Source organism: Spiroplasma endosymbiont of Danaus chrysippus (assembly GCF_902809815.1).
Taxonomy (GTDB): domain Bacteria; phylum Bacillota_I; class Bacilli_A; order Mycoplasmatales; family VBWQ01; genus Spiroplasma_E.
Genome location: NZ_CADDIL010000005.1, coordinates 15609 through 38551 on the forward strand (window position 1 = coordinate 15609; position 22943 = coordinate 38551).

At 23.5% G+C, this 22943-nt stretch carries 24 protein-coding genes, 1 tRNA gene and 1 pseudogene; 9 read left to right on the plus strand and 17 right to left on the minus strand.

The window, feature by feature from the left end; translation table 4 throughout:
- Positions 1-25: 25 nt before the first annotated feature.
- The 4 genes from SPIRDC1_RS06655 to SPIRDC1_RS06670 all read right to left on the minus strand — a co-directional run bounded on the left by SPIRDC1_RS06655 (position 26) and on the right by SPIRDC1_RS06670 (position 6618).
- On the minus strand, positions 26-841 hold the full coding sequence (locus SPIRDC1_RS06655; RefSeq protein WP_174481115.1) for a Pr6Pr family membrane protein: 816 nt from the start codon (positions 839-841) through the stop codon (positions 26-28).
- A gap of 32 nt (positions 842-873) precedes the next feature.
- Positions 874-5223 carry a PolC-type DNA polymerase III gene (locus tag SPIRDC1_RS06660; RefSeq protein ID WP_174481116.1) on the minus strand — a complete coding sequence of 1450 codons (4350 nt, stop codon included), beginning with the start codon at positions 5221-5223 and terminating at the stop codon, positions 874-876.
- 323 nt (positions 5224-5546) lie between these two features.
- The gene (locus SPIRDC1_RS06665) at positions 5547-6131 is read right to left on the minus strand and encodes a hypothetical protein (RefSeq protein ID WP_174481117.1); all 585 of its coding nucleotides are present in this window, start codon (positions 6129-6131) and stop codon (positions 5547-5549) included.
- 202 nt (positions 6132-6333) lie between these two features.
- On the minus strand, positions 6334-6618 hold the full coding sequence (locus SPIRDC1_RS06670; RefSeq protein WP_174481118.1) for a hypothetical protein: 285 nt from the start codon (positions 6616-6618) through the stop codon (positions 6334-6336).
- Between the two features lie 411 nt (positions 6619-7029).
- Here SPIRDC1_RS06670 and SPIRDC1_RS06675 point away from each other — a divergent pair.
- The 4 genes from SPIRDC1_RS06675 (at position 7030) to lon (ending at position 11884) form a co-directional block, all read left to right on the plus strand.
- Positions 7030-7105: transfer RNA gene (locus SPIRDC1_RS06675), tRNA-Arg, on the plus strand.
- Between the two features lie 36 nt (positions 7106-7141).
- Positions 7142-7903: a DUF3196 family protein gene (locus SPIRDC1_RS06680; protein WP_174481119.1), complete on the plus strand. Its 762-nt coding sequence runs from the start codon at positions 7142-7144 to the stop codon at positions 7901-7903.
- Between the two features lie 15 nt (positions 7904-7918).
- Positions 7919-9229, plus strand: coding sequence for a trigger factor (gene tig, locus SPIRDC1_RS06685; protein ID WP_174481120.1), 1311 nt, complete (start codon positions 7919-7921; stop codon positions 9227-9229).
- A gap of 270 nt (positions 9230-9499) precedes the next feature.
- Entirely contained in the window at positions 9500-11884 is a 2385-nt protein-coding gene (gene lon / locus SPIRDC1_RS06690) for an endopeptidase La (RefSeq protein ID WP_174481121.1), read from the plus strand.
- 83 nt (positions 11885-11967) lie between these two features.
- Here lon and SPIRDC1_RS06695 read toward each other — a convergent pair whose 3' ends face one another.
- The 3 genes from SPIRDC1_RS06695 to SPIRDC1_RS06705 form a co-directional block, all read right to left on the minus strand.
- Positions 11968-12168 (minus strand): hypothetical protein, encoded by a 201-nt coding sequence (locus tag SPIRDC1_RS06695; RefSeq protein WP_174481122.1) that lies wholly within the window; start codon positions 12166-12168, stop codon positions 11968-11970.
- A 123-nt stretch (positions 12169-12291) separates the two neighbouring features.
- Positions 12292-12459: a hypothetical protein gene (locus SPIRDC1_RS06700; RefSeq protein ID WP_174481123.1), complete on the minus strand. Its 168-nt coding sequence runs from the start codon at positions 12457-12459 to the stop codon at positions 12292-12294.
- Between the two features lie 164 nt (positions 12460-12623).
- A complete protein-coding gene (locus SPIRDC1_RS06705; protein WP_174481124.1) occupies positions 12624-13001 on the minus strand; it encodes a hypothetical protein in 378 nt (125 codons plus the stop codon).
- Positions 13002-13176: 175 nt separating this feature from the next.
- Here SPIRDC1_RS06705 and SPIRDC1_RS06710 point away from each other — a divergent pair, with 175 nt between their 5' ends.
- A complete protein-coding gene (locus tag SPIRDC1_RS06710) occupies positions 13177-13644 on the plus strand; it encodes an ATP-binding cassette domain-containing protein (RefSeq protein ID WP_174481125.1) in 468 nt (155 codons plus the stop codon).
- A gap of 372 nt (positions 13645-14016) precedes the next feature.
- Here the strand turns inward: SPIRDC1_RS06710 and SPIRDC1_RS06715 are convergent, their stop codons facing one another.
- Positions 14017-15135, minus strand: coding sequence for an Mbov_0401 family ICE element transposase-like protein (locus tag SPIRDC1_RS06715; RefSeq protein WP_174481126.1), 1119 nt, complete (start codon positions 15133-15135; stop codon positions 14017-14019).
- Between the two features lie 608 nt (positions 15136-15743).
- Here SPIRDC1_RS06715 and SPIRDC1_RS06720 point away from each other — a divergent pair.
- The 3 genes from SPIRDC1_RS06720 (at position 15744) to SPIRDC1_RS06730 (ending at position 17387) form a co-directional block, all read left to right on the plus strand.
- Complete coding sequence (locus SPIRDC1_RS06720; protein ID WP_174481127.1) at positions 15744-16091, plus strand: hypothetical protein; 348 nt, start codon at positions 15744-15746, stop codon at positions 16089-16091.
- A gap of 95 nt (positions 16092-16186) precedes the next feature.
- Complete coding sequence (locus tag SPIRDC1_RS06725; RefSeq protein ID WP_174481128.1) at positions 16187-16384, plus strand: hypothetical protein; 198 nt, start codon at positions 16187-16189, stop codon at positions 16382-16384.
- A 121-nt stretch (positions 16385-16505) separates the two neighbouring features.
- Positions 16506-17387: a hypothetical protein gene (locus tag SPIRDC1_RS06730; RefSeq protein ID WP_174481129.1), complete on the plus strand. Its 882-nt coding sequence runs from the start codon at positions 16506-16508 to the stop codon at positions 17385-17387.
- Position 17388: 1 nt separating this feature from the next.
- On the opposite strand, the gene SPIRDC1_RS06735 is transcribed toward SPIRDC1_RS06730, so the two are convergent.
- From SPIRDC1_RS06735 to SPIRDC1_RS06775, 9 genes and pseudogenes are all read right to left on the minus strand, one after another.
- Entirely contained in the window at positions 17389-18648 is a 1260-nt protein-coding gene (locus SPIRDC1_RS06735; RefSeq protein WP_174481130.1) for a hypothetical protein, read from the minus strand.
- A gap of 17 nt (positions 18649-18665) precedes the next feature.
- Positions 18666-19241 carry a hypothetical protein gene (locus SPIRDC1_RS06740; RefSeq protein ID WP_174481131.1) on the minus strand — a complete coding sequence of 192 codons (576 nt, stop codon included), beginning with the start codon at positions 19239-19241 and terminating at the stop codon, positions 18666-18668.
- A gap of 16 nt (positions 19242-19257) precedes the next feature.
- The gene (locus SPIRDC1_RS06745) at positions 19258-20253 is read right to left on the minus strand and encodes an IS3 family transposase (RefSeq protein WP_174479968.1); all 996 of its coding nucleotides are present in this window, start codon (positions 20251-20253) and stop codon (positions 19258-19260) included.
- 131 nt (positions 20254-20384) lie between these two features.
- Positions 20385-20762: a hypothetical protein gene (locus tag SPIRDC1_RS06750; protein WP_174481132.1), complete on the minus strand. Its 378-nt coding sequence runs from the start codon at positions 20760-20762 to the stop codon at positions 20385-20387.
- 17 nt (positions 20763-20779) lie between these two features.
- The gene (locus SPIRDC1_RS06755) at positions 20780-20965 is read right to left on the minus strand and encodes a hypothetical protein (protein ID WP_174481133.1); all 186 of its coding nucleotides are present in this window, start codon (positions 20963-20965) and stop codon (positions 20780-20782) included.
- A gap of 1 nt (position 20966) precedes the next feature.
- Positions 20967-21155, minus strand: coding sequence for a hypothetical protein (locus SPIRDC1_RS06760; RefSeq protein ID WP_174481134.1), 189 nt, complete (start codon positions 21153-21155; stop codon positions 20967-20969).
- A gap of 40 nt (positions 21156-21195) precedes the next feature.
- Positions 21196-21354: a hypothetical protein gene (locus tag SPIRDC1_RS06765; protein ID WP_174481135.1), complete on the minus strand. Its 159-nt coding sequence runs from the start codon at positions 21352-21354 to the stop codon at positions 21196-21198.
- Between the two features lie 49 nt (positions 21355-21403).
- The gene (locus SPIRDC1_RS06770; protein ID WP_174481136.1) at positions 21404-21646 is read right to left on the minus strand and encodes a hypothetical protein; all 243 of its coding nucleotides are present in this window, start codon (positions 21644-21646) and stop codon (positions 21404-21406) included.
- Between the two features lie 59 nt (positions 21647-21705).
- Positions 21706-22515: pseudogene (locus SPIRDC1_RS06775) on the minus strand (IS256 family transposase); the annotation flags it as partial.
- 85 nt (positions 22516-22600) lie between these two features.
- Between SPIRDC1_RS06775 and SPIRDC1_RS10535 the strand changes: the two are divergent.
- On the plus strand, positions 22601-22879 hold a 279-nt coding region (locus SPIRDC1_RS10535), incomplete at its 3' end, for a transposase (RefSeq protein WP_438363303.1).
- Positions 22880-22943: the final 64 nt, after the last annotated feature.

Consider the following 22943-nt stretch of genomic DNA (forward strand, 5'->3'; position numbering starts at 1 on the left):
GGAATATAAGATATGTTTTGAATTTTTACTTTTTTCTTTTCTTTTTTTTATTAAGTTGACGTAATATTTTTTGATAAAAATCATATAAATGATGTTCAGAAGTTTGATAACGTTTGAACATTAAATTATTAATTCAAATATAAAAATATTGTAAACTGAAAACTAAACCAAAAACAAAAACAACGGCACTAGCAGCGATTAATCATCCATATTCACCATTTGAATAATCAAAGAAAAAATATGGATATCATGTATCTCTTGGTGGATGAGGGACTAAGCCTTTACTGATAGTATCTTGATAATCTAAATAACGTAAATGACCTCTAATTAGAATAACAATACAATAAATTGCTGGATAAATAACAATTAATCATAAATATATTTTATGTTGTTGTTTCATATTAATATATTGATGACCTGATGTAACAATAAAGCTAGTAATCATAATTATTGGCATTAATAAGTGTAAAATTAATGTTGCAATTCAATTATAAGCACTGTATTGTTTTGGATCTTGCTCAGCAGTGAAAATACCTATTCAAAATACTAACATCGTAATAGTAATATAAACAGTTACTGCTAATCGAGTTTGAAAACTTGGTTTAGTACCACGAAAATAAGAATCAAATAAATAAACACAAAAATAAATAACAACCATATGATTACTCTCAGTAGTAAAAAAAGCATAGTAGTTACTTACTCGTTCACCATATCCTAAATCTTCAAATTTTTCCATTGGATAATATATTGCACTAATTAAATCAATAATTAAAAATAAAATTATCATTATTAATGCAGATAAACGTATATAAAAGTTGGCTTTGTTACTTAATTTATACATAATAATCCCACATCTTTTCTTTTTTCTTTGTATTATAATTCTAACATTAATTGTGTATTTTCTTCTAAATGTTCTAATACTCCTAACTCATTTAATAGTTGATAATTAGTTTTAGTAATATTAGTTCGTAGTTGTAAATCATTTTTTGAAGTAATTGCTTGTTCACTCCTTGCTTTAACAATTGAATTAGCCACAATTTCACCCAATCCATCTAAAGTAATAAAAGGTGGTAAAATTTGTTTTTCACCATTTATTATTTTAACTTGAAAAAGTTTAGCATCAGAATGTTCTAAACTAATATTGCTAAATTTAATATTTCTAGCATTCATTTCTAATGCTACTTCTAATAATGGGATTAAATCTTTTTCTTTAGTAGTAACTGTATTTTTTTGACCATCATTTTTTCTTAATCTGTTATTAATATCTTTTAATTTATTAGTAATAGCACCAATGCCTTGTAACATAGTTTTAATATCAAAAATTTCACATCTTGTTGTAAAATAAGTAACATAATATTCATGCGGATAATAAACTTTAAATCAAGCTACTCTTCATGCCATTAATACATAAGCAGTAGCGTGTGCTTTAGGAAACATATATTTAATTTTTTTGCAAGATTGAATGTATCAATTAGGAACTTTCTTTTCTTGCATTAACTTTTCATATTCTTGTTTAATGCCTTTTCCTTTACGGACATCTTCCATAATGTTAAAGGCAATTTTTGCTGGTAAGCCTTGATATACTAAATAAGTCATAATATCATCACGACAACCAATTACATCTTTTAGTTTTAAACCTTGTTGTGAAATTAATTCATCAGCATTATTTAATCAAACATCAGTACCATGTGATAAACCAGATATTTGTACTAATTCAGAAAATGAAGTAGGTAATGTATCACTTAACATTTTACGAACAAAACCAGTACCAAATTCAGGGATACCAATTGCTCCTGTTTTTTCGCCAAGTAAATCATCACTAGTAATATTTAAGGCACTTAAATTAGAAAATAATGATAAAACTTTTTCATCTTGATTAGGAATAGTTTTTGGATCAATACCAGTTAAATTTTCTAACATTTTTAATGCTGTTGGATCAACGTGACCTAGAATATCTAATTTTAATAAATTATCATGAATAGCATTAAAATCAAAGTGGGTAGTTTTTCATGTAGAACTAGTATCATCAGCTGGAAAATTAATTGGTGTAAAATCGTTAATATTATATTCTTTTGGTACAACAATAATACCGCCAGGATGTTGACCAGTTGTTCTTTTAATACCAACACATCCTTGACTTAGTAACTCTAGTTTTGCTGCACGCATATCTGATTGACCAATTTTTTCTGCATAAGCTTTAACATAACCATAAGCTGTTTTATTGGCAATTGTTGAAATTGTTCCAGCACGAAAAACATTTTCTTCACCAAACATTTCTTTAGTAAAATCATGAGCTTTATTTTGATATTCACCAGAAAAGTTTAAATCAATATCAGGTGTTTTATCACCATCAAATCCTAAGAATGTTTCAAAAGGAATATCATGACCATCAGTAATTAAATCAATATTGCATTGTGAACATATTTTTTTTGGTAAATCATAACCACACTTATAAGAACCATTACTAATAAATTCACTAGTTTTACATTGTGGACATAAATAGTGTGGTTGTAGTGGGTTAACCTCAGTAATGTTAGCAAAAGTAGCTACTAAAGATGAACCAACTGAGCCACGACTACCAACAAGATAACCATCTTGTAAAGATTTTTCTACTAATTTGTGTGCAATTCAATAAACAACAGCAAAACCATGAGTAATAATTGCATCTAATTCGCGAGTTAAACGTTTTTCTACATATGTTGGTAATGGATTACCGTAACGATTTCATGCTTGTTCATAACAAAGATTACGTAATTTAGTATCAACATTAACAATACTTGGTGTAAATAAGCCATCTTTAATTGGTTTAATCATTTCAAATTGTTTAGCTAATTGCAAAGGATTATTAATAACAATATCATTAATTAAATTAGGGTCATCTAAAAAATTAAATTCTGTTAGCATTTGATTAGTAGTTCTTAAATGTTGATCGGGATATGATGCAACTTTACCTTTACGATCAAATAATGGGTGTAACAAACCGCCAATTGCTTTGCTATTAATAATAACATCACGATACATTTTTTCATGGGGATGTAAATAGTGGGCATCGCTAGTAGCAATTACTAATTTATTTAATTTAAGGGCATTATTAATAATTTTTTTAATAGTATCATCTAATTGTTCTTTAGTAATATTTCCTAACTGTATTAAGTGTTTATAAACAGCAGGTGGTTGGATTTCAATAAAATCAAATCATTTCATTATTTTAATTAGTTCTTCTTCACTTTTATTTAATGCTGTTTCAAAAACAGCACCATTTATACAACTACTACCAATTAATAGTTCTTTTCTATTTTCATTAATTGCTTCTGATATGATTTTTGGTGTTTTATAAAAATACTTTGTATGAGATAGTGAAACTAATTGATATAAATCTTTTAATCCTAATTGATTTTTTGCAAAAATAGTAATATGTTCACCACGAAGTTTAAAATTAATTTGTTCATTAATTAAGTTATTAATTTCTTGTAAATTACAACAATTAAATTCTGTTTTTAATTGTTGTAACATTTTTAAAAATACTTGTGCTAATACATTAGCATCATAATCAGCACGGTGGGCAATTTCATCATCATATTTAATGCCATAAGTACGACAAATAGTACCTAATCGATAATATTTTAGTTGTGGTAGAATTGCTCTAGATAATTGCAAAGTATCAATGACAGGATTATTTAAAGGCATAAAACCCAATTGTTTCATTGCTGCTTGTAAAAAACCAAAGTCAAAGTTAGCATTATGAGCAACTATTGTTTTATTGCCAATTATTTCAATAATTGTTGGCAATATTTGTTGTAATGTTTGTTTATCTTTTAACATAACATTGGTAATACTAGTAAGTTCAGTAATATGTTCAGGTACGGGATTATTTGGTTTAATTAAAATTGTATCTTGTTTTAAAATCATATTGTCTTTAACAATTGTATAACCAAATTCAATAATTTCATGGTAATTGGTTGATAAACCAGTTGTTTCTAAGTCAAGAACAATGTATTCTAAATCTAATAATGGTGTATTAATATTATTTTTAGTAATACTAATATTATTGGGGATTAAATCCATTTCAATACCATACATTACTTTTAAGTTTGGATGTTTTTTAGCGGCATTAGCAATATCTGGGTATGCTTGTACATTTAAGTGATCAGTAAAACCAATTGCTTGGTGTCCTCATTTAGCTACTTGATTAATATAATCACTTGCTGAAGTAATACCATCCATAGCACTCATTTTAGTATGAGTATGAAATTCAATTCTTTTAGTTTTAGCATCATCATTATTGTTAGTATTTTTATTATTTAAATCAATAATTAAATCATCAATTCATAGTACTTGTTCTTTACTATAATTATCATAACGACTATTAGCATTAATTTTTATTCAATCATCAACTTTAATATTATCAAATTTCTGATCTGGTTGATCGCTATTAATAAATGCTTTGCAAGTAATTGCATCACTATAATCAGTAATTCAAAATGAATAAAATCATTTTTGAGTTTTAGTTAAAAATTTATTAATTTTAAAAACTTTACCACTAATAATAATATTGGGTTCATCGCCAATGATATCTTTAATGCTATGAGTTGGGTCTGTTATTTCTAAATTAACTTTTGCTTTTTTGCGATAAGTAGTTGTATTAAAATTTTTACTTATATTATTGTTAGGAATTTTAGTTTTTAAATTGTTAGTAATTTTGCTAATTTCTGCTTTAGATTCATTTTCATAACTAATAAATGGTTGCTCTGCTTTATTTATTTTAGTTTTTAATTGAATTTTTTTAAAACCATATTGTTGAAAGTAGTTAATAAATTGTAAAAATTCATTAGTTATTAATTTTTCTTCAATACTATTATGAATAGTAATGGTAATAATATTATTTTTATAATTAATTGCTGAGTCGGGTAAAGAATAATAAATGCCAGCTAATAGTTGCAATTTATGAGTTTTAATATAATGAAAATATGTTAATACAGTTGATTCATCAGCAGTAAGGGAAACATTAAAATCGACACTAATATTCGAAACAGGTAATTTTTCAAAATGTTGTTCAAAACTTTTTAAAGTAGTAGTTGTTAGAAAATTAGGTAAGTTGATGGTAATTATTACTTGTTGATTATGATGAAAATATTGTACTTTTTTAATAGTAGCATGATTAAATTCATTATTAACATCATTAAAATCCATTTCATGGAAAAGTTTTTGCAAATCTTGGTTCATATATTTTTCCCTCTCTTAATACTAAATAATTAACAATAATAACTATATTTTAATTAAAATATATTAAATCATTATTCTAATGTTTAATCAAATTTCATATTTTAATTATAACTTAATTAAAATTCTTATTCTTATTCTTATATAAAAAAAGTATGAAATTTTAGTTATAAAAAAATAAAAACAAAATAATTTAATTGCAATAAAAAGTAATGCCTAATATTTAGGCATTACTTTTTATCATGAAGGTATTATTGGATTATTTGTTTTAGGTAATGATTTGGTTTCAAAAATAGCATTTATATTATCCACATTAAAATTTGAATTTAATTGTTGATTTCTTGTTTGTATAGATGGTTTATTAAAAGCTTTTTTTGTTCTTTTGTAAAAACTTGTATTTGTTCTTTGGTAAATGCTGCCTTTTGATTAGAAGTAAATCATTTTAATTGTTTTGGAGTTAATGATTCAATTTGAAATTTAAATTCATAAAAATCATATTCTATTGTTAATTGATTATTAATTGTTTTTAATGCTTTTCTTATTCCTTTTTCTAGTAGCGAAAACTTATTATAACTGAAATTTTTTATTTGTTCTGTTGTAAATGCTTGAATTTGTTTTGTTGTAAGTGCTTTCATTTGTTTTTTTGAAAAAGCATAAAGCAGTAAATTATTTTTTGTAAATAAGGGAATTAAGTTGCAATTAATTGTTGAAACTTGATATGGACTTAATAGTTGCAATAATTGTCTTCAAATTGGTAACCCATTATTATTATTATTATTTGCTTTAATGATACTTAAAATAAATTTATCAATTTCTTGTTTATTGACAGTGTTTGTAAATGATTGTATTTGTGTTTTAGTAAGCCCTTTAAGTTCTGCTTTGCTAAATAATATTTGATTTTTTGTAGGCATATCTTTTAATTTTTGTCCTTTTTATTTAAATTTAATTTAATAAAAATCCTAATATAGAAATAATTTCTATATTAGTTATGAATATTTATATATTTATAAATTATAAAGTAATTATAATATAAATTAATTATTTTTGTTATATTATGCATTTTATGAATTATAATTTAATATTTTTTAAATGAATATGTAATTTGTTTTCTTTTTAGACAGAAGTTACTGTTAAACTTCTGGTTCTCATAACTGGTTCTTTTGATGAATTTGCTAGTTCATTAGATACTTTAATGTAATCAGGAGTAATATTTGCTTTTGATACTCTTTTTGTAGAAACAAAACCACTTAATCTTAAAAATTCGTTAAATCGTGATTCTTTAATATCATTAGGATTAACATTTTCTTTTGATACTCTTACTGTGGGGATAGTAGGATTTGTTCTTAAAAATTTGTTAATTCTTGATTCTTTTCTTCCAAAATTTGTAGTAGTAGCCATTCCACTGCTATTAAAGTTGTACCAACAGCAGCTGGTAATAATGAAGTACCACCCCAGTCATAGGTGCTGCAGCAACACAAGCTGCTGTTATTCCTGCGGTTGTTGTTAATGTTCCTGTAGTTATTGTGACACCAGCATTTACTTTTCTTTTTCAATATTTAATTTAATAAAAATCCTAATATAGAAATAATTTCTATATTAGGAATGAACAATTATTAAATTACAAAAATTATTATAATATAAAAAAATGAAAATATTTTATTTTTTTAAAAAAAATTATTGCTTAAAAGTACATAATGAAATATCAAAATAATATTAAATATAATAATATTATTTTTTTATTGAAAAGTAACCAATTAATAATTGCATTTTTTAATCAAACAAGTTAAGATTACTTATGGTAAATGTTATGCCCACGTAGCTCAGTGGATAGAGCACCGCCCTTCTAAGGCGGGGGTCAGAAGTTCGAATCTTCTCGTGGGCGCCATTAAATTTTAAAATACTAAGAAGGTTTAACTAAATAATGATAAATCATGACAATTATTATCAAGACATTATTGGTAAAATTAACCACCTCATTAGTGAAAATAAATGAGATCAAGCAATGAAGTTGGTCAAACATGAATTAGAGATGCCTTATATTCCTATTCATCATGAAATTACATTACAAGAGTTACATCATAATATTACTACTCATATTAGATTAAATAGTAAAAATGAAAGTCATGAGTGAAATTTAGAGAGAATAAGTCGTGTATTAATGAATCCATTTGATGAAGATCTTCATCCGGTGGCATTTTATTATTTACAAAGTCATAATGCTAGGTTAATTTTGCCAACAATTAAGATTTTTCTTACAAATAAAAATATAAATAATATAAATAAAACACAACTATTATTTATATTAAATAATCAAGGTATTGATGAAGAAATAGAAGTAATAAAAGGTCATGATACATTTAAAATTAATCCAAAAAAAATAACACAATGACAAGAATCACTCGTTTATTTAAAAATTACAAAAATATTTGAAAATGAAGTTCATATTGATAATCCAGGTATTTATGGTATTTGCTTGTTTTTATTGGATAGTTATTTTGAGAATTTGTTTCCAACATTACCTAATAAAAATCAAGCAGCAGCATTAGCAGCTGCTTTGTATATTCGTGCTTGTAGTTTCCAGTTTATTAGTGTAAAATTGGTAGAAAGTGCTAAAAAATTTAAAACTACTACTACTTTAATAAAAAAATACTTAAGTATTATGATTCAACAACAAATTACATAAGGAGAGATTTGAAAAATGACATTAAATATTATAAAAGATGAAAAAAATGGTCTTGGAAAATGACATGTTACCATTGATGCTAAAACTTGAAAAGATCAATTGGCAAAAGCTGAAAATAAATTGATTGCACAAGTAGAAATCCCTGGATTTCGTAAAGGAAAAGTTCCTACTAAAATGGCTAAAAAACATGTAACTGAAGAACAAACTTTACAAACAGCAACTAAAGCAGTTATTACTATTGCTTATGATTTTGCCTTAAAACAAAAACCTAACTTAATGCCTACTAATCAACCCGAAGTTAATGTGGAAAAATCTACTATTAAAGAGTGTGAAATAATGTTTGTATTTGATTTACCAGCAGAAATTACTATTGGTAAATATCGTGGTATTGATATAGTAAAACCTGTAGCAACTGTTAATCAAGAAGAAATTGATACTCAAATTAAACTATTACAAGATCGTTTTGCTATTTTTAATCCAAAAGAAAAAGGAAAATTAGAAAAAGGTGATACTGCAGTTTTTAATTTCACTGGTTTTTTAGACGGTAAAAAATTCCCTGGCGGTGAAGCTAAAAACATGGAATTAGAAATTGGTTCTGGTAAATTTATTCCTGGTTTTGAAGAAGGAATGATCGATATGGAACCTAAATCTAAAAAAACTATTGAAGTAACTTTCCCAGAAGATTATCATGTTTCAAATTTAAAAGGTCAATTAGTACAATTTGAAATTGAATTAAACGAAATAAAAACAAAAGTTATTAATGAAGATTTAGAAGAATTAGTAAAAGATGTTAACATTCCAGATGTTACTACTACTGAACAATTATTAGAAAATATTAAAAAACAAATTGAAGTACAAAAAACAATGACAATTAAGGAACAATTTATGGAAGAACTTATTGCTAAAATTGTTAAAGATTCAAAAATAATAATTCCAAGTTTTGCTGTTAAAAATGAAACTGAACGTTTAGAAAATGAATTTAAAAAACAATTAGCTAATCAAAACTTTACAATTGAAAACTATATGGCAGCAACTGGTTTATCTCATGAAGAAATTATTAATGAAATAAAAAAGGATGCAATTATGCAACTTCAAAATTTTTTAGTTATTGAAGAAATTATTAAACAAGAAAAAATAGAAATTACCGAAGAGGAAGTTCAAAAACAATTAACAACATTTGCCGACCAATTTAAAATAAGCATTGAAGAAGTTAAAGCAAATATTAAAGATTTAAGTTTAGTTACTACTACCCTAAAACGTAATAAAGCCTTTGATTTATTATGAGAAAGTAACGGTAAAAACCAAAAGCAAACAACAAGTGCTTAATTTAATTTGATAATTATTATATAACCTAATTACCAATTTAATAATTAGGTTATTTTATTGTTTATTTTTTTCAAAAAGTAAAAATTATCAAAAAAAAAAAAAAAAAAAATAAATGTAATAAAATACTACTAGTATAAATTAAATATGAATTAATAAGTGCTGCTGTAATAGTATAGTATAAATCAAAAATTAGATATTTTAGCAATTAAGTATTGCAAGTGCTAATATTTTATATTATAATCCAGTTAATACATTATTTGAGGTGAGACAATGAAGATAAAAAATATTACTAATATTCCAGTACTAGTAACAAGAGGAAGTTTTGTTTTCCCAACAGTTGAAATAGAACTAGAAGTTGGCAGACATAAATCAGTAGCGGCAATTAATGAATCGGTAGCTAAGTTTAATTCAGAAATTATTTTAGTTTCGCAAAAGGATCCGAAAGTAGATAATCCGCAATTAAGTGAAGTCTACAATCATGGTACTTTGTGTAAAGTGCAAATTCAAAAAAGTCATAATGATGGTACACTTACCGTATCTTTTTATGGACAACAAAGAGTTAAAGTTTCTAAGTTTTATGATGATAAATTTTATACAGGAGATGCTGAAACTTTAGTTAGTCCTAATGTTTCAAAATCATTAGAAGAAGAGTTGATTCAAAGAATTGTAAATAATTTACAACAGATTTTAGATGTTCATGGTTCAATTCCACAAGGTGTAATTAGTCAAATCACCGATGGAATGAAAGCTAGTGAAATTATTGATAAAATGGCTCAATTTTTACCATTTTTAACTATCAATAAACGCCAAGAAATTTTACAAGAAACTGATATTAATAAACGTTTAGATTTATTATTGAAAGATGTTGGTGGTCAAAAACAAGTTGGTGCCATTGAAAAGGATTTAACAGCTAAAATTAAAGATCGTATTGATGAACAACAACGTGAATATTATTTACGAGAAAGATTGCGTGCTATTAAAGAAGAATTAGGCGAAATTGATGGTAAGTCTAATGAAATGAAACGTTATTTAGAACGCTTAGAAACAGAAGAGTTTCCTGAAGCAATCAAAACTCGTGTTAAAGAAGAAATTAGTCGTTATGAAGATATGCCGCAAGCTTCAAGTGAATCAAATATAATTCGTACATACATTGATTGAATGATGACTTTACCTTGATTTCAAAAAAGTGAAGAAAAATTTGATTTAATTAATGCAAAAAAAATTCTTGATAAATATCACTATGGTTTAGAAAAAGTTAAAGAAAGAATTATTGAATATCTTGCTGTTAAAAAAATGGCTAAGGCAATGCCAGGACAAATTATTTGTTTAGTTGGCCCTCCTGGTGTTGGTAAGACTTCTTTAGCTAAATCAATTGCTGAAGCGATGGGTCGTACTTTCGTTAAAGTTTCACTTGGTGGAGTTAAAGATGAATCTGAAATTCGTGGTCATCGTAAAACTTATATTGGTGCGATGCCAGGAAGAATTATCCAAGGTATGAAACGTGCTAAAGTTATTAATCCATTATTTTTATTAGATGAAATTGATAAAATGTCATCTGATTATCGTGGTGATCCAGCTAGTGCTATGTTAGAAGTATTAGATCCTGAACAAAATGCTAATTTTTCAGATCATTATATTGAAGAAAATTATGATTTATCACAAGTTATGTTTCTAGCAACAGCTAATTATATGGAAGGTATCCCTGAACCATTAAAAGATCGAATGGAAATTATTGAACTTTCTTCATATACAGAATTAGAAAAACTTGAAATTGCAAAAAAATATTTAATTCCTCGTGTTATTGAAATTACTGGTTTAAATAATAAAATGTTAAAATTTAAACCAAATTCAATAGAAGAACTAATTAAATATTATACAAGAGAATCAGGTGTTCGACAGTTAGAAAGATTATTAAATAAAATTGCTCGTAAATTTATTGTTAAACTTTTAAATAAAAAAATTAGTACTGAAGAAATTGTTGCTGATAATGTTAAAGATTATTTAGGAAAACAAATTTTTGATTATACTAAAAAAGAAAATGAATCACAAATTGGAGTGGTAACTGGTCTTGCTTATACTCAATATGGTGGTGATATCTTACCAATTGAAGTAAACTACTTTAAAGGAAAAGGTAATTTAGTATTAACTGGTAAATTAGGTGAGGTCATGAAAGAATCTGCTACTATTGCTTTAGATTATATTAAAGCAAATGCTATTACTTTCAATATTCCTGATACTTTCTTTGCAGAACATGATATTCATATCCATGTTCCTGAAGGAGCAGTGCCAAAGGATGGTCCAAGTGCTGGTATTACTTTAACAACTGCAATTATTTCTGCTCTGACAAGTAGACCTGTATCAAAAGATATTGGTATGACAGGTGAAATTACACTTCGTGGTCATGTATTACCAATTGGTGGATTAAAAGAAAAATCAATTTCTGCTCATCGTAGTGGACTAAAAACAATTTTAATTCCAAAAGCTAATATAAAAGACTTAGAAGATATTCCAGAAGAAGTAAAGAAAAAATTAAATATTGTTTCAGTTGAATTTTATTCTGAAGTATATGATTTTATTTTTAATAAACATAAAACAAAAATTCACTCACCTATTAATAATATTAAACCAACTTCAAGTATTATTGATGAAGGTTAAAATCTAATTAAATTATTAATAACTATAACTTTAAAAAAAGTAAATACTAAAAACAAGTATTTACTTTTTTTATATAATTTTTTTTATATTTGTGATAAATTTGATTTACTTTTATTTGTTACAGAAAAATTAATTTCTGCATTTACATTATTAATTATATTTTTTTTGTTAATTCGTAATATTAGTTCATTTATTTTTACTAAATTTTGTTGTTTAATTTCTTTGATTTTTGTTAAAATAGTTATTTTTGTTTTTATTTTTTTTATTTCAATTAAATAATCCAATAGTAAGTACTTTTATTATTTTATTTATTTTTTTATTATTTAATTTTTTTGATAGGTTATTTATTGAATTTATAAAATTATTTTCTAATTTTTTTAAAGATTCTAAAGTTTTTATTTTTTTATTTAAAAATTGATAATGATTTTGAGTATTTTTTTATTATTTTCTCAAAAGTCAAAAATATCATTGTAATCTTTACTATAAGTTTCAATTGGAAAATGTAAATAAAGATTAATAATATGATAATTATCTGCTATAAAGTTAACTTCTCTTTCTAAGTCATTAATATCCATTTTTAATGTCTCCTCTTTTAAAATAAAGTAATGGGTTAAAACTTTGATTAAGTTTGTTTTTATATTATATATTATTTTAATTTTATAATTCAAAAATTAAATTATAAATAATAAAAGTGTTGTTATTAATAATTATTTAAATTTTTATATAAAAATATTTAAAATTAAAAAATTGTGCATGGTGGACAACATTTTTTACCATATTGCATATTAATTAATTCTTCTGAATTTATACTATTTATATCATCATTTGTTATTAGAAAAGTACTATCTTTTAAATATTCATCTTCATTATTTAACTGTTGGAGGTTAAAATTAAATTCTAGATTTCCATTTTCAATTTCATCTAAATCTTCTTCATAATCTACTAATAATTTTTGTTTTAAGTTAATAATTTTTTCATTAATTAAAGCAATTTCTTTTAATACCTTTTCTTTATTATTAAGACTAAAATTTTTGTTAAATGGATTGAAACTTTTTTCTAATTCTTTTTTCTCTTTTTTTAATTTTTTTATTTCTTTTTTTTGTGCATTTTTTTTCATAATTTTCTCCTTTTTTAAAAATAAAAACTCATTTACTTTTTATGAAAATAATGAGTAAAAACCTAATGAAGTTTACATTATATTATATAATATTTTAATTTTTATATCTTAAAAAACAAGTAATATTTATGTAGTAATTATGATAAAATTATAAAATTATAGGAAGAAAGTAATTATGATTAAAGATAAAAAAAATAATGTTGAAATCATTAATGTCAGTAAAAACTATGATAGTAATGAAGTCATTAAAAATGTTAGTCTGAATATTGCTATTGGTGCCAAAATTGGTATTGTTGGCCCCAATGGTACTAGAAAAACAACATTATGTGAAATGATTTCCCAACTTCGTAAACCAACAACGGGTACTATTAATATTAAATCTGATTTAAAAATAGGCATGCAATTACAAGAAACTAAATTTCCTCGTGGTTTAACTGGTTGAGATATGGCCCAATATTATATGAGAGCTTATCGTTTAAATAAGTCTGTTGAAGACATTCAAAAGTTATTGTACTATTTGGACGCCGAAGCATTTATTAATAAACCTATTATTACTTTATCGGGTGGTCAACAACAAAAAATAAATATTTTATTAGCATTAATTGTTGAACCAGATTTATGGGCGTATCAAGTTAATGGTTAGATTTAATAAGAACTTAAATGAGAGATAATACTCTCATTTTTAATTGTTGAACAATTATAATTAATTATTTTATTAAACCTATACTTTATTAAAGTAATTAATTATTCCAAATTTAATAAAAATTATAAGGGACGGTAACAAAAACGGAGGATATAATTACTTTTTAAACATTTCTTTAAAATTATAGACAAGAAATAATTGTAATTATATGCAATTGTACATAAATCTTACTACTAAATTAAATGAATTTCAATTAAAATACAAATATTGAAAAAATCACTAATAAAATTAATATTTATACACAACAAAAATTCTTATTAAATTAAACTTTAATAAGTTTTTAATATTTTTTATTAAAAAATAAAATTTTGATTATGTTTTACAATTTATTTGATTACATTTAAAAATAACCATTTTAATATAAATATTTATGTTATAAGTTCTATTGCCAAGCATTTCTTTTAAAATATGTCAAATATTACCTTCTGTAAAACAACCTATATTTCACTTTGCACCTTGATTTTCAATACCTTGTTTATTATTTTTAAAATATTGTTTTTTTAATTTTTTATGGTTTTTTAATATTTCATTCATATATTTTATTAACTCATCATATTGACCATTTTCAATAAAATTTCTACAAATCTTATATTCATCTCAATATTTTCCTTTATTTCCAGCGATTATTCCAAGATATAATTTTTTAACTAAATGGAATTTATCTAAAACAAAACTTGCACGTAAATAATCAGCGACTTCTTTAATTCATTCTGCACTATCTCCACAAATAATAATTTTTGCTTGGTCAAAATTTTCAAAAAATCTATTTCCTTGTTCTTTGATAAATTCAGCAGTTTTTTTAACACCAATTGCTGTTTTTGTTGGTCTTATTATTACATCTGCTCTTTTATTAACTAATTTATGATTAACATTATCTGTACAAAATAATACTAAACGCATTGAATATTTACCAGAATTGCGTTTAAATTTTCAAAATTTTCGATGTCCATCATCAATACTAATATAAATAAATTGATTTGGTTCTAATTTTATTTTAGGAACATCTAATTTATTAACTTGATATTCTTGAAATAATCTACTAATACTTGTTGTACTAAATTTTGTTTGCTTCATAGTATGTAAAATATCAACATATCTTTTTCCATCAGCAAAATGTTCAATAACATTATTTTTGATATCGTGACAAGTTCTTTTATATTTAGGTAATTCTAATTCTTCATCTAATAAACAAACTCTTACTCATTTTTTTAATTGTTCATCATAATATTTATAATCACGACATTTATAAGTAACAAGACCATTGATAGTATTTCTAGTTCTTTCTTTAATTTTAATTGGAATATATTTTCTATCTCTTTCTTTTAATATTCTTCAATCTGTTTTTTCTCATTGATTTTTTATATCATCTCTAAATGATTGATACATTCTTTTTGTTGCTTCTTTTAAAGTTCATAAGTAATTAAAACTCATATTTTTTCTCCTAAATATTTTAAAAATCTAAATTTAGTGTAAATATATTTAAAAAAATAATTTACTTAATTATTATATAAATATATAAGTGTAATTTTAAATAAAATAAAAATTATTTAAAAAAGTACTTTCATATTTACAATATAATAAACAAGTTATATACAATTAATATTATAGGTCTCACAAAATAAACGCCTTTAATTTAGGCGTTATTTTGCATTTAAAAGCATACTTGTAAAAATAATCAAAAATAGTACAATTTATAAGTAAAATCAAGGAAAAAAGAGAATTTATGAGTAAAAAAAAGATGTAAGACAAAAATAAAAATTAAAAAACCAAAAAAACAAAATAAATTTAAAAATCAAAATCATGAAATACTTGTAAATAAATATGAAGTTGAAAATACTAAACTTATTTTTTGTCAAAAAGAAGGATGTTTTAAAGAATGAACGAATGTTATAGATATAGATGAATTTGGTAAATTTTTTTTCTGTCATAAACATGCAAATGAATATGAAGAAGAGTTACCAAGTATTATAGATAATTTACCAAAAGAACAAGCAATAAAAATAATTGAAGCAAGCAAAAAATATAGGGAGTAATTTAAAATGAAAAATATATTAACTATTTTGGGAGTAATAACTTTAGGTTGTATTATAACTTCAAATGTTATTGCATGTGAAAAACCTAATTTAGATAAAGAAAAATATAAAATAAACGAACAAGGAGAAATAATATATAATTTTCAAGAAAAACAATCATACATAATAGGATTTACAATAGATAGTCATATACATGAATCAAATATTTTTATAAGCGATATTCCTTTAAAAACAACAATTTATGGCAAAGGAACACAATATTGAACATATATTAATATTAATCAAAATAAAGCATGAACTACTGGCTGATATACAAATAATTTAATATACTTAAAAAAAGCAGTAGTAATTTAATATGAAAACATGAATAAGAACAAATTTAAGTAAAATAACATTAGCATTAGCACTAACTGGTGCTACAACTGGAACAATAGGATTAATCATGGGGGGTGCTTACCCATAATGTTGGTACTAATGTTAAATCTTATCTAGAAACAAATGGTCAAGTAATATTAGGAACAACAACTATATGGTCACATAAAAGTTTAGATAATCATCAAATATATTTATATTTTGATAAAATAAAGCATAATGATGATGATATAGTATGAGATGGAAATTATCCAGAAGGATATTTTAACAAATAATATTGATATTTATATATAAACATATATAATTTTAAATAAGAACTAAATAAAGTTTTTTTTAACTCATTTCTTTATTTTTAAAGTAAATGAGTTTTTTATTTTTAAGGAGATTTAAAAAAATATGATTACAAAAAAAGAACAAGATTTTATTAATAGTCAAATATTAAAAAATCAAAAAAATATTGAAGAAATTGAAAAACAAATTCAAAGTTTAGAAAAAGAAAGAAATTATTTTAAAAACGAAATTTCAATAAATGAAATTACAATAAAAAATTTTAAAACTAATATTTTTTTTTGAAGTGAACAAAGTAAAAAAATAGAAACAAAAATAATTAATTATCAAAAACAAATTTTAAAGTTAAAAAAACAAAAAATTAATAAGATTAAAAATTTTTTTATTAAATTTTTTTCACTTGGAAAAATCAATATAAATCAAAATATTAATAATTTAACTCAACAAGAAGAGAAAAATTGTGAATTATTAAAAGAAACAAATTTAAATAATCAGAAAAAAATTGAAATTTTAAATTTAAGTTATAATGAAAACAAGGAAAATCAAAAAAATTTAATAACTAATATTAATAAAATAATTGAAAATATAAATAAATTATTGAACCATAAAAATAAATTATTACAAAATAATAATAATTTATTATTTAACTTATTAAATCAAAAACAACAAAAAGTAATTATCAAAGTTGATGAACAAACGATTGAAAAATATGAATTAGAAATATTTAAACTTAATGAGAAAATTTGTGATTTAGAAAATAAGTTATTATCTAGCAGCAATGATAATGATGAAGGATTTCATTCGAAATCTACATCAACAAATTCTTTACCTTCAAGTAATTCATTGTCTTTAAATAAACAACAAAAACCACAAATACCAAAAGTGATTAATAATCTAAAAGAAAAAATTAAACCATGAGAAGAAACTTTAAGAGAATATCCAACAGAAAAAAGTATTCAAAAAAATAAGTTAAATTTATGAAAAATATAATTTAAATTTCTAAATTAATGTATGAAATATTCTCGTTATATTTATCAAATAAATTAATACTATTTAAATTTATTTCTTGTTTATCAGTTATTAAAATTAATTCATAATTACCAACACCAAAAATACCACTAATTTCAATCCGATTTAAGTTATTAATCGGATTTTCAATTTCTAATTCAAATTCACTATTATTATCAATTTGTGAAATTTCTTTATAAAATTCTAATTTAGAAAATAATTGTGTTTTATTTGAACCATATAAATTTAAAGAATTTTCAACTTTATTTTTATCAATAATTGCTCTTGTAAAGTATTTACCATATTCACCATTACTTAATGTTCAATCAGCAGGAATTAATGAAGGTATATTATTACTTTCTAATTCGTTTGTTATAGATAATCAATTAAATTGGTTATCATCTAGTTTAAACAATTCATTTTGACTAATATCATTGTTTTTTAATTTAATATTATTTATATCTATAAAATCAAAATACTCAGATTTTAATATTACTTTTACATCTTTAAATTGTCAAATATCATTTTTACTAGGATGTATTGGACTTGATTTTAATTCAAAATAATAAGGTAATAAAATTTTATTATCATCATTTAAACCTTTACTAATAGACATATTTCAATAAATATTATTTGATAACATAATAATTATTTGTTTAAATATTTTTACTTGTTCTAAATTAATATAATTTGGATAATCTAATTTTCACTGTTTAAACAAATTACTAATTACTTCATCTGGTTTTTGATTTTCAAATTTTTCACGTAATTTTGCAATAGCATTTTCTGGTTTTCCATTTTTCTCATTATATGTAGCACCATCAAAATTTCTATTATAATTATATGTATAACTTAGCATATCTAATAAAAGTTGTTGTAAACTATCAATTGTTGGCGCATCTTGTATTTCAATTGCTATACTTTTAAATCTATTATTGGTTGCAAGATAAACATATCATCCTTCATTACTAAAAGATAAAACTTTTTTATCTTCCAAATGTATTTCATTTTTTAATGGTCAATCACCAGTTCAAATAGAACCTAATTCTCAACCTAGTCAAGTATCAGTTACTCTTGCGTTATTAATAACTTCTTTTCTTGTTTCTTTGCCGCCACTAATAGCAATTAAATCTAAAACTGATTTTTCTTGTCCAATAAATTGTTTTGCTAATTTTCAAGGTAAAATTTGTTCACTAAATCATTGTTGTAATATTCTAACTTTTGGTTGAGTTTCAATAGGCATTGATAATAGCGGAAATGCTATCTTATCCTTGATAAATAACTTCGGGTATACTTTTCCATATTGTCAACTTCACCAAGTACCTTTATATTGCCGAAAATCATGCTTCTAGGGGCTTTAATTTTTAAACCAATTACTTTTGTATCTTTATCTAATGGTTTTTGCAATTTAATAATGATTGGATAACCATCTCTTGTTTTAAAATCTTTAATTTTAATAATAGTTATACTTTTAGTACTTCTTGTTTTTGGGTTTTGATATGGCTGTGAATAATTATTTATGATATATAAATTATCAATATTATTTTCAGTTAAAGGTTCATTAATAGAAACTGCATATAATTTAAATTGATTTAATAAATTTATTTCTTGAAAAATTAAATTTTTAATATCAGTCATACTATACTCAATTGTATTGTCATTAATATTTGTGCTAGCTCTTTGATTTAATTGCATAGTAAAGTCTGATGTTTCAGCAACAGTAGTTTTTAATACTTTATCAATATCAATAAAACCTATTTTAATAGTATTTGCTGAAAATCTTAAACTATTATTTTCATTATTTTTAAAGGTGGTTAGCCCTAAATACTGGACCACTTTTGGATAGACAGTTTTAAATTTTTATTTGTGAAATTGGTGGTTTTAGAAATTTAGAATGTATTCTTTCGTAATTATAAAACATAATATATTGGTTTACATCATTTATAGCTTCATTGAGAGAAAAATATTGATTTGAACCTTTAGGTAGTCATTCTTGAGATAAATGAGAAAATCAGTTTTCAGATATTACATTGCCACCAATATCATAAGGTTGTTTTTTGCTTAAAATTATTTGCTTATCAGCAGCTCAATTTGTGATGTCTTGACAATAAAATTCGTTGGCGTTATCTGAGTGTAAAATAACGTTTTTTACTTGGTTTCAAGAGAATTGTTGATTTATTTTTTCAAGTGCAGGAAGAATTAAATCTTGATAGGATTTGTTTGAACATGTATTATAGCTTACAATATTATTTGAATAAAAATCAATAATTACAAAAAGATATAATCAACCTTCTTTAGTATTTATTTGTTTAGTGTCCATTGATCAAATTTGATTTGAAGAGGTTGTACTTTTATAATCTTTGTTTACTTTATCCATTGTAGGTATTCACTTATTTGGATTTTTTTTGTTTTTAGGATAGTTATTTTTAGTTTGTTTTAATCCTTGAAGATTGTGATCTTTCATAATTTTTCGCATTTGTTTTGTTGATAATTCTAGATTTAAAATAATATGTTTGTATTGTTTTAATCATTCTTTAAATGCTGAAAAAATTCGTAAATAGCCATAAATTTGTCCTTTTCTTGTAAAATGAAATTCAAGTAAAAGTTGGCATAATTCTTGATATTTATGTGTACAATTACTAATTTGATTTTTTTCTTTTTTAATAGGGTTTTGTTTGTTTTTTACAAAATAATATGTTGATCGGTTTAGTTGAAGATGTTGGCAAAGATATCTAATTGAATATTGGTTTTTGCTATCATCAATAATTTGAATTTTTTGTTTGATATTTAACTTGTTAATTACTAATGCTATTTGTTTAATTTTATCCATTATTAAAAATCCTTTCATGTCAAAATTAGTGTTAATTGTATAACACAATTGTTTTTCGAATACATTCAAGTTTTTTTTTAAATTAATGGTCTAGTAAAAAGGGCTAAGTAGCAAGTAGCAATGGTACTGCCATTTTTTATTTTCCTTCCTTATAATTTATTTTTATTTTTATAATCCAATAAAGCATTTTTTATTGAATTTGGTTGATTTGTTATTATTGTTTGTGGTTTGCCACCTGTATTAATTGTTTCTTTAAATACTGGTTGTTCTTTAATTATTTTTTTAATACTTTCTTCAATTTTTGAATTTTCTATATTACTTGTTTTAAATTTTAAATAATCATAAAATTCACTTTTAACTTGATATTTTTTAAATATATTAATCATTTCTTTTTCTTTAATTTCTTGATTAAGTTTATTTAACTTATTTTCTGCTTCATTAACTTTATTTTCTATTTCTTGTGAAGAAGCATTATTTTCAGTTAAAGGTTCAGTTGTTTGTTGAACATTATTTTCATTTTCTAACATTTAACATTCTCCTAATCTTATCCTAATAATCAATCTTTAACTAATTGTGGCATTTCACTTATTAATTTTTTATAATCATTAACTGCATTTTCTAATGTATCAATATCAGAAAATTTAAAACAATTATCAATATGTAAATCAAAATCTCTATCAATACTAATATCTTGTTTTCTATATTTTTCATTAAATTGAATTTTTGTCATATTATTTTTCTCCTTTATTAATCTTTTCATTTAATTTTGCTAATTTTTTTTGATGTTTTATAATTTTGTTATTTGCTCTAACATGTTTTGGAGTTGTGATAAATCTTTTTAATAAAACAATAATTTCTCTGCAAATTAATGTTCCAACACTTGTTCCAATAATTATTAATTCATGTAAAAATTCTTTCATGTCAATATTTTCCTTTCAACTATTTATTTTTAATTTTTAATTATTCATCAAATTGACCACCATTAATTTTTTCAATCATTGATTGTGAATTACTTATAACTTCTACTAATACAGATAGTTTTTTTTCTAATTCTTCTATTTGTTCTTTATATGTTTTTATTTCATTATTATAATATTCAAGTATTTTTTCTTTATTCATAAATTATTCACCTCCTTTATAAACTCATGTGATTATAATCTCAATTTAATTAAGCATTATCTAATATTACTTCACTCATATCACTACCATAATATTGACTTGATGTTTCACTATTAATTGTGAATCTATTATCATTAATTAATCTTGCAGTTTCATTATTAAATGATGTTTCTTGCATTTCTTCAATATGATTAGTTGTTTCCATAGGTAGTAAATTATGGATAATTTCACTTGCACCAGCAATTATGGTAGGTACTGCATAAGCATTATTAAAATCATTATTAATACCCATAGCAACACCACTTGATATGAGGCTTTTTAGTAATCTGTGTTTCTTTGTTTTACAAAGTACTAGTTCAGATTAATTCTGTCTTCAAATTTTATCATAAAATGAGCAATTGCTGTATTTCAATTTTGAATAGGCAATGTTCATTTTTTTGTGATATTTTCAATTGCTAAGTAAAAAATTTTAAAAACTGCCATATCATTAGGAAAAACTTTTTTATTTCTAATAACTTTTCGTAATTGGCTATTAACAGATTCAATAGCATTTGTAGTATAAATTACCCTTTTAATTTCTGCTGGATAACTAATAAAAACCATTAAATTTTCTCAATTTTTATATCAAGATTTAGCAATTTGTGGATATTGTTTATTTCATTTACTTTCAAATGATTCTAAAGCTTGCATTGCTTGTTCTTCACTACATGCTGTATAAATTGGCTTTAAATCGATAACTAGAGACTTTCGATGTTTGTATGAAACATATTTTAAGCTATTTCTAATTTGATGAACTATGCATAATTGATGTTCAGTTTTAGGATAAACTGATTGTATTGCCTCTGACATGCCTGTTAAATTATCACTACAAGCAATAAGAATATCATTTAAGCCTCGATTTTTCATTTCTGTAAAATTATTTAATCAGAATTTAGCACCTTCATTTTCACTAATTCATAAACCTAAAACATCTTTTTTACCTTCTAAATCAACTCCTAAAGCTATATAAACTGATTTGTTAATAATACGTTTATCCTGACGTACTTTAACTACGATACAATCAAAATAAATGATTGGATAAACACTATCTAATGGACGATTTTGCCATGCTTTGACATCATCAATGACATCATCAGTAATTTGACTAATTACGCTTTGGGAATGTTTAGTAATCTGTGTGACTTACAAAAATAACTATGTTTAATTAATTCTAGTAAATATAATTTATATATCTAGAAAGAGTGAGTTACAGAAGGCTAAAAAAGATAATCTTAATAACAATGATCCAATATCAAAAGCAGTAGATTTATTATTAGAAAATACTGAGGATTTAACAACAGTTTTTAAAGAGGGAGGCTTATATAAAGAATTAACTAAACGATTGGTAGAAAAAATGTTGAATTCTGAGATGCAAAATTATTTAGGACACGAAAGAAATCAACGCAGTAATAATGACAATGTTCGTAATGGTACAACATCAAAAAAATTAATAACTCAACAAGGTAAAATTGAAATTGATGTACCANGATCATTGTTATTAAGATTATCTTTTTTAGCCATCTGTAACTCACTCTTTCTAGATATATAAA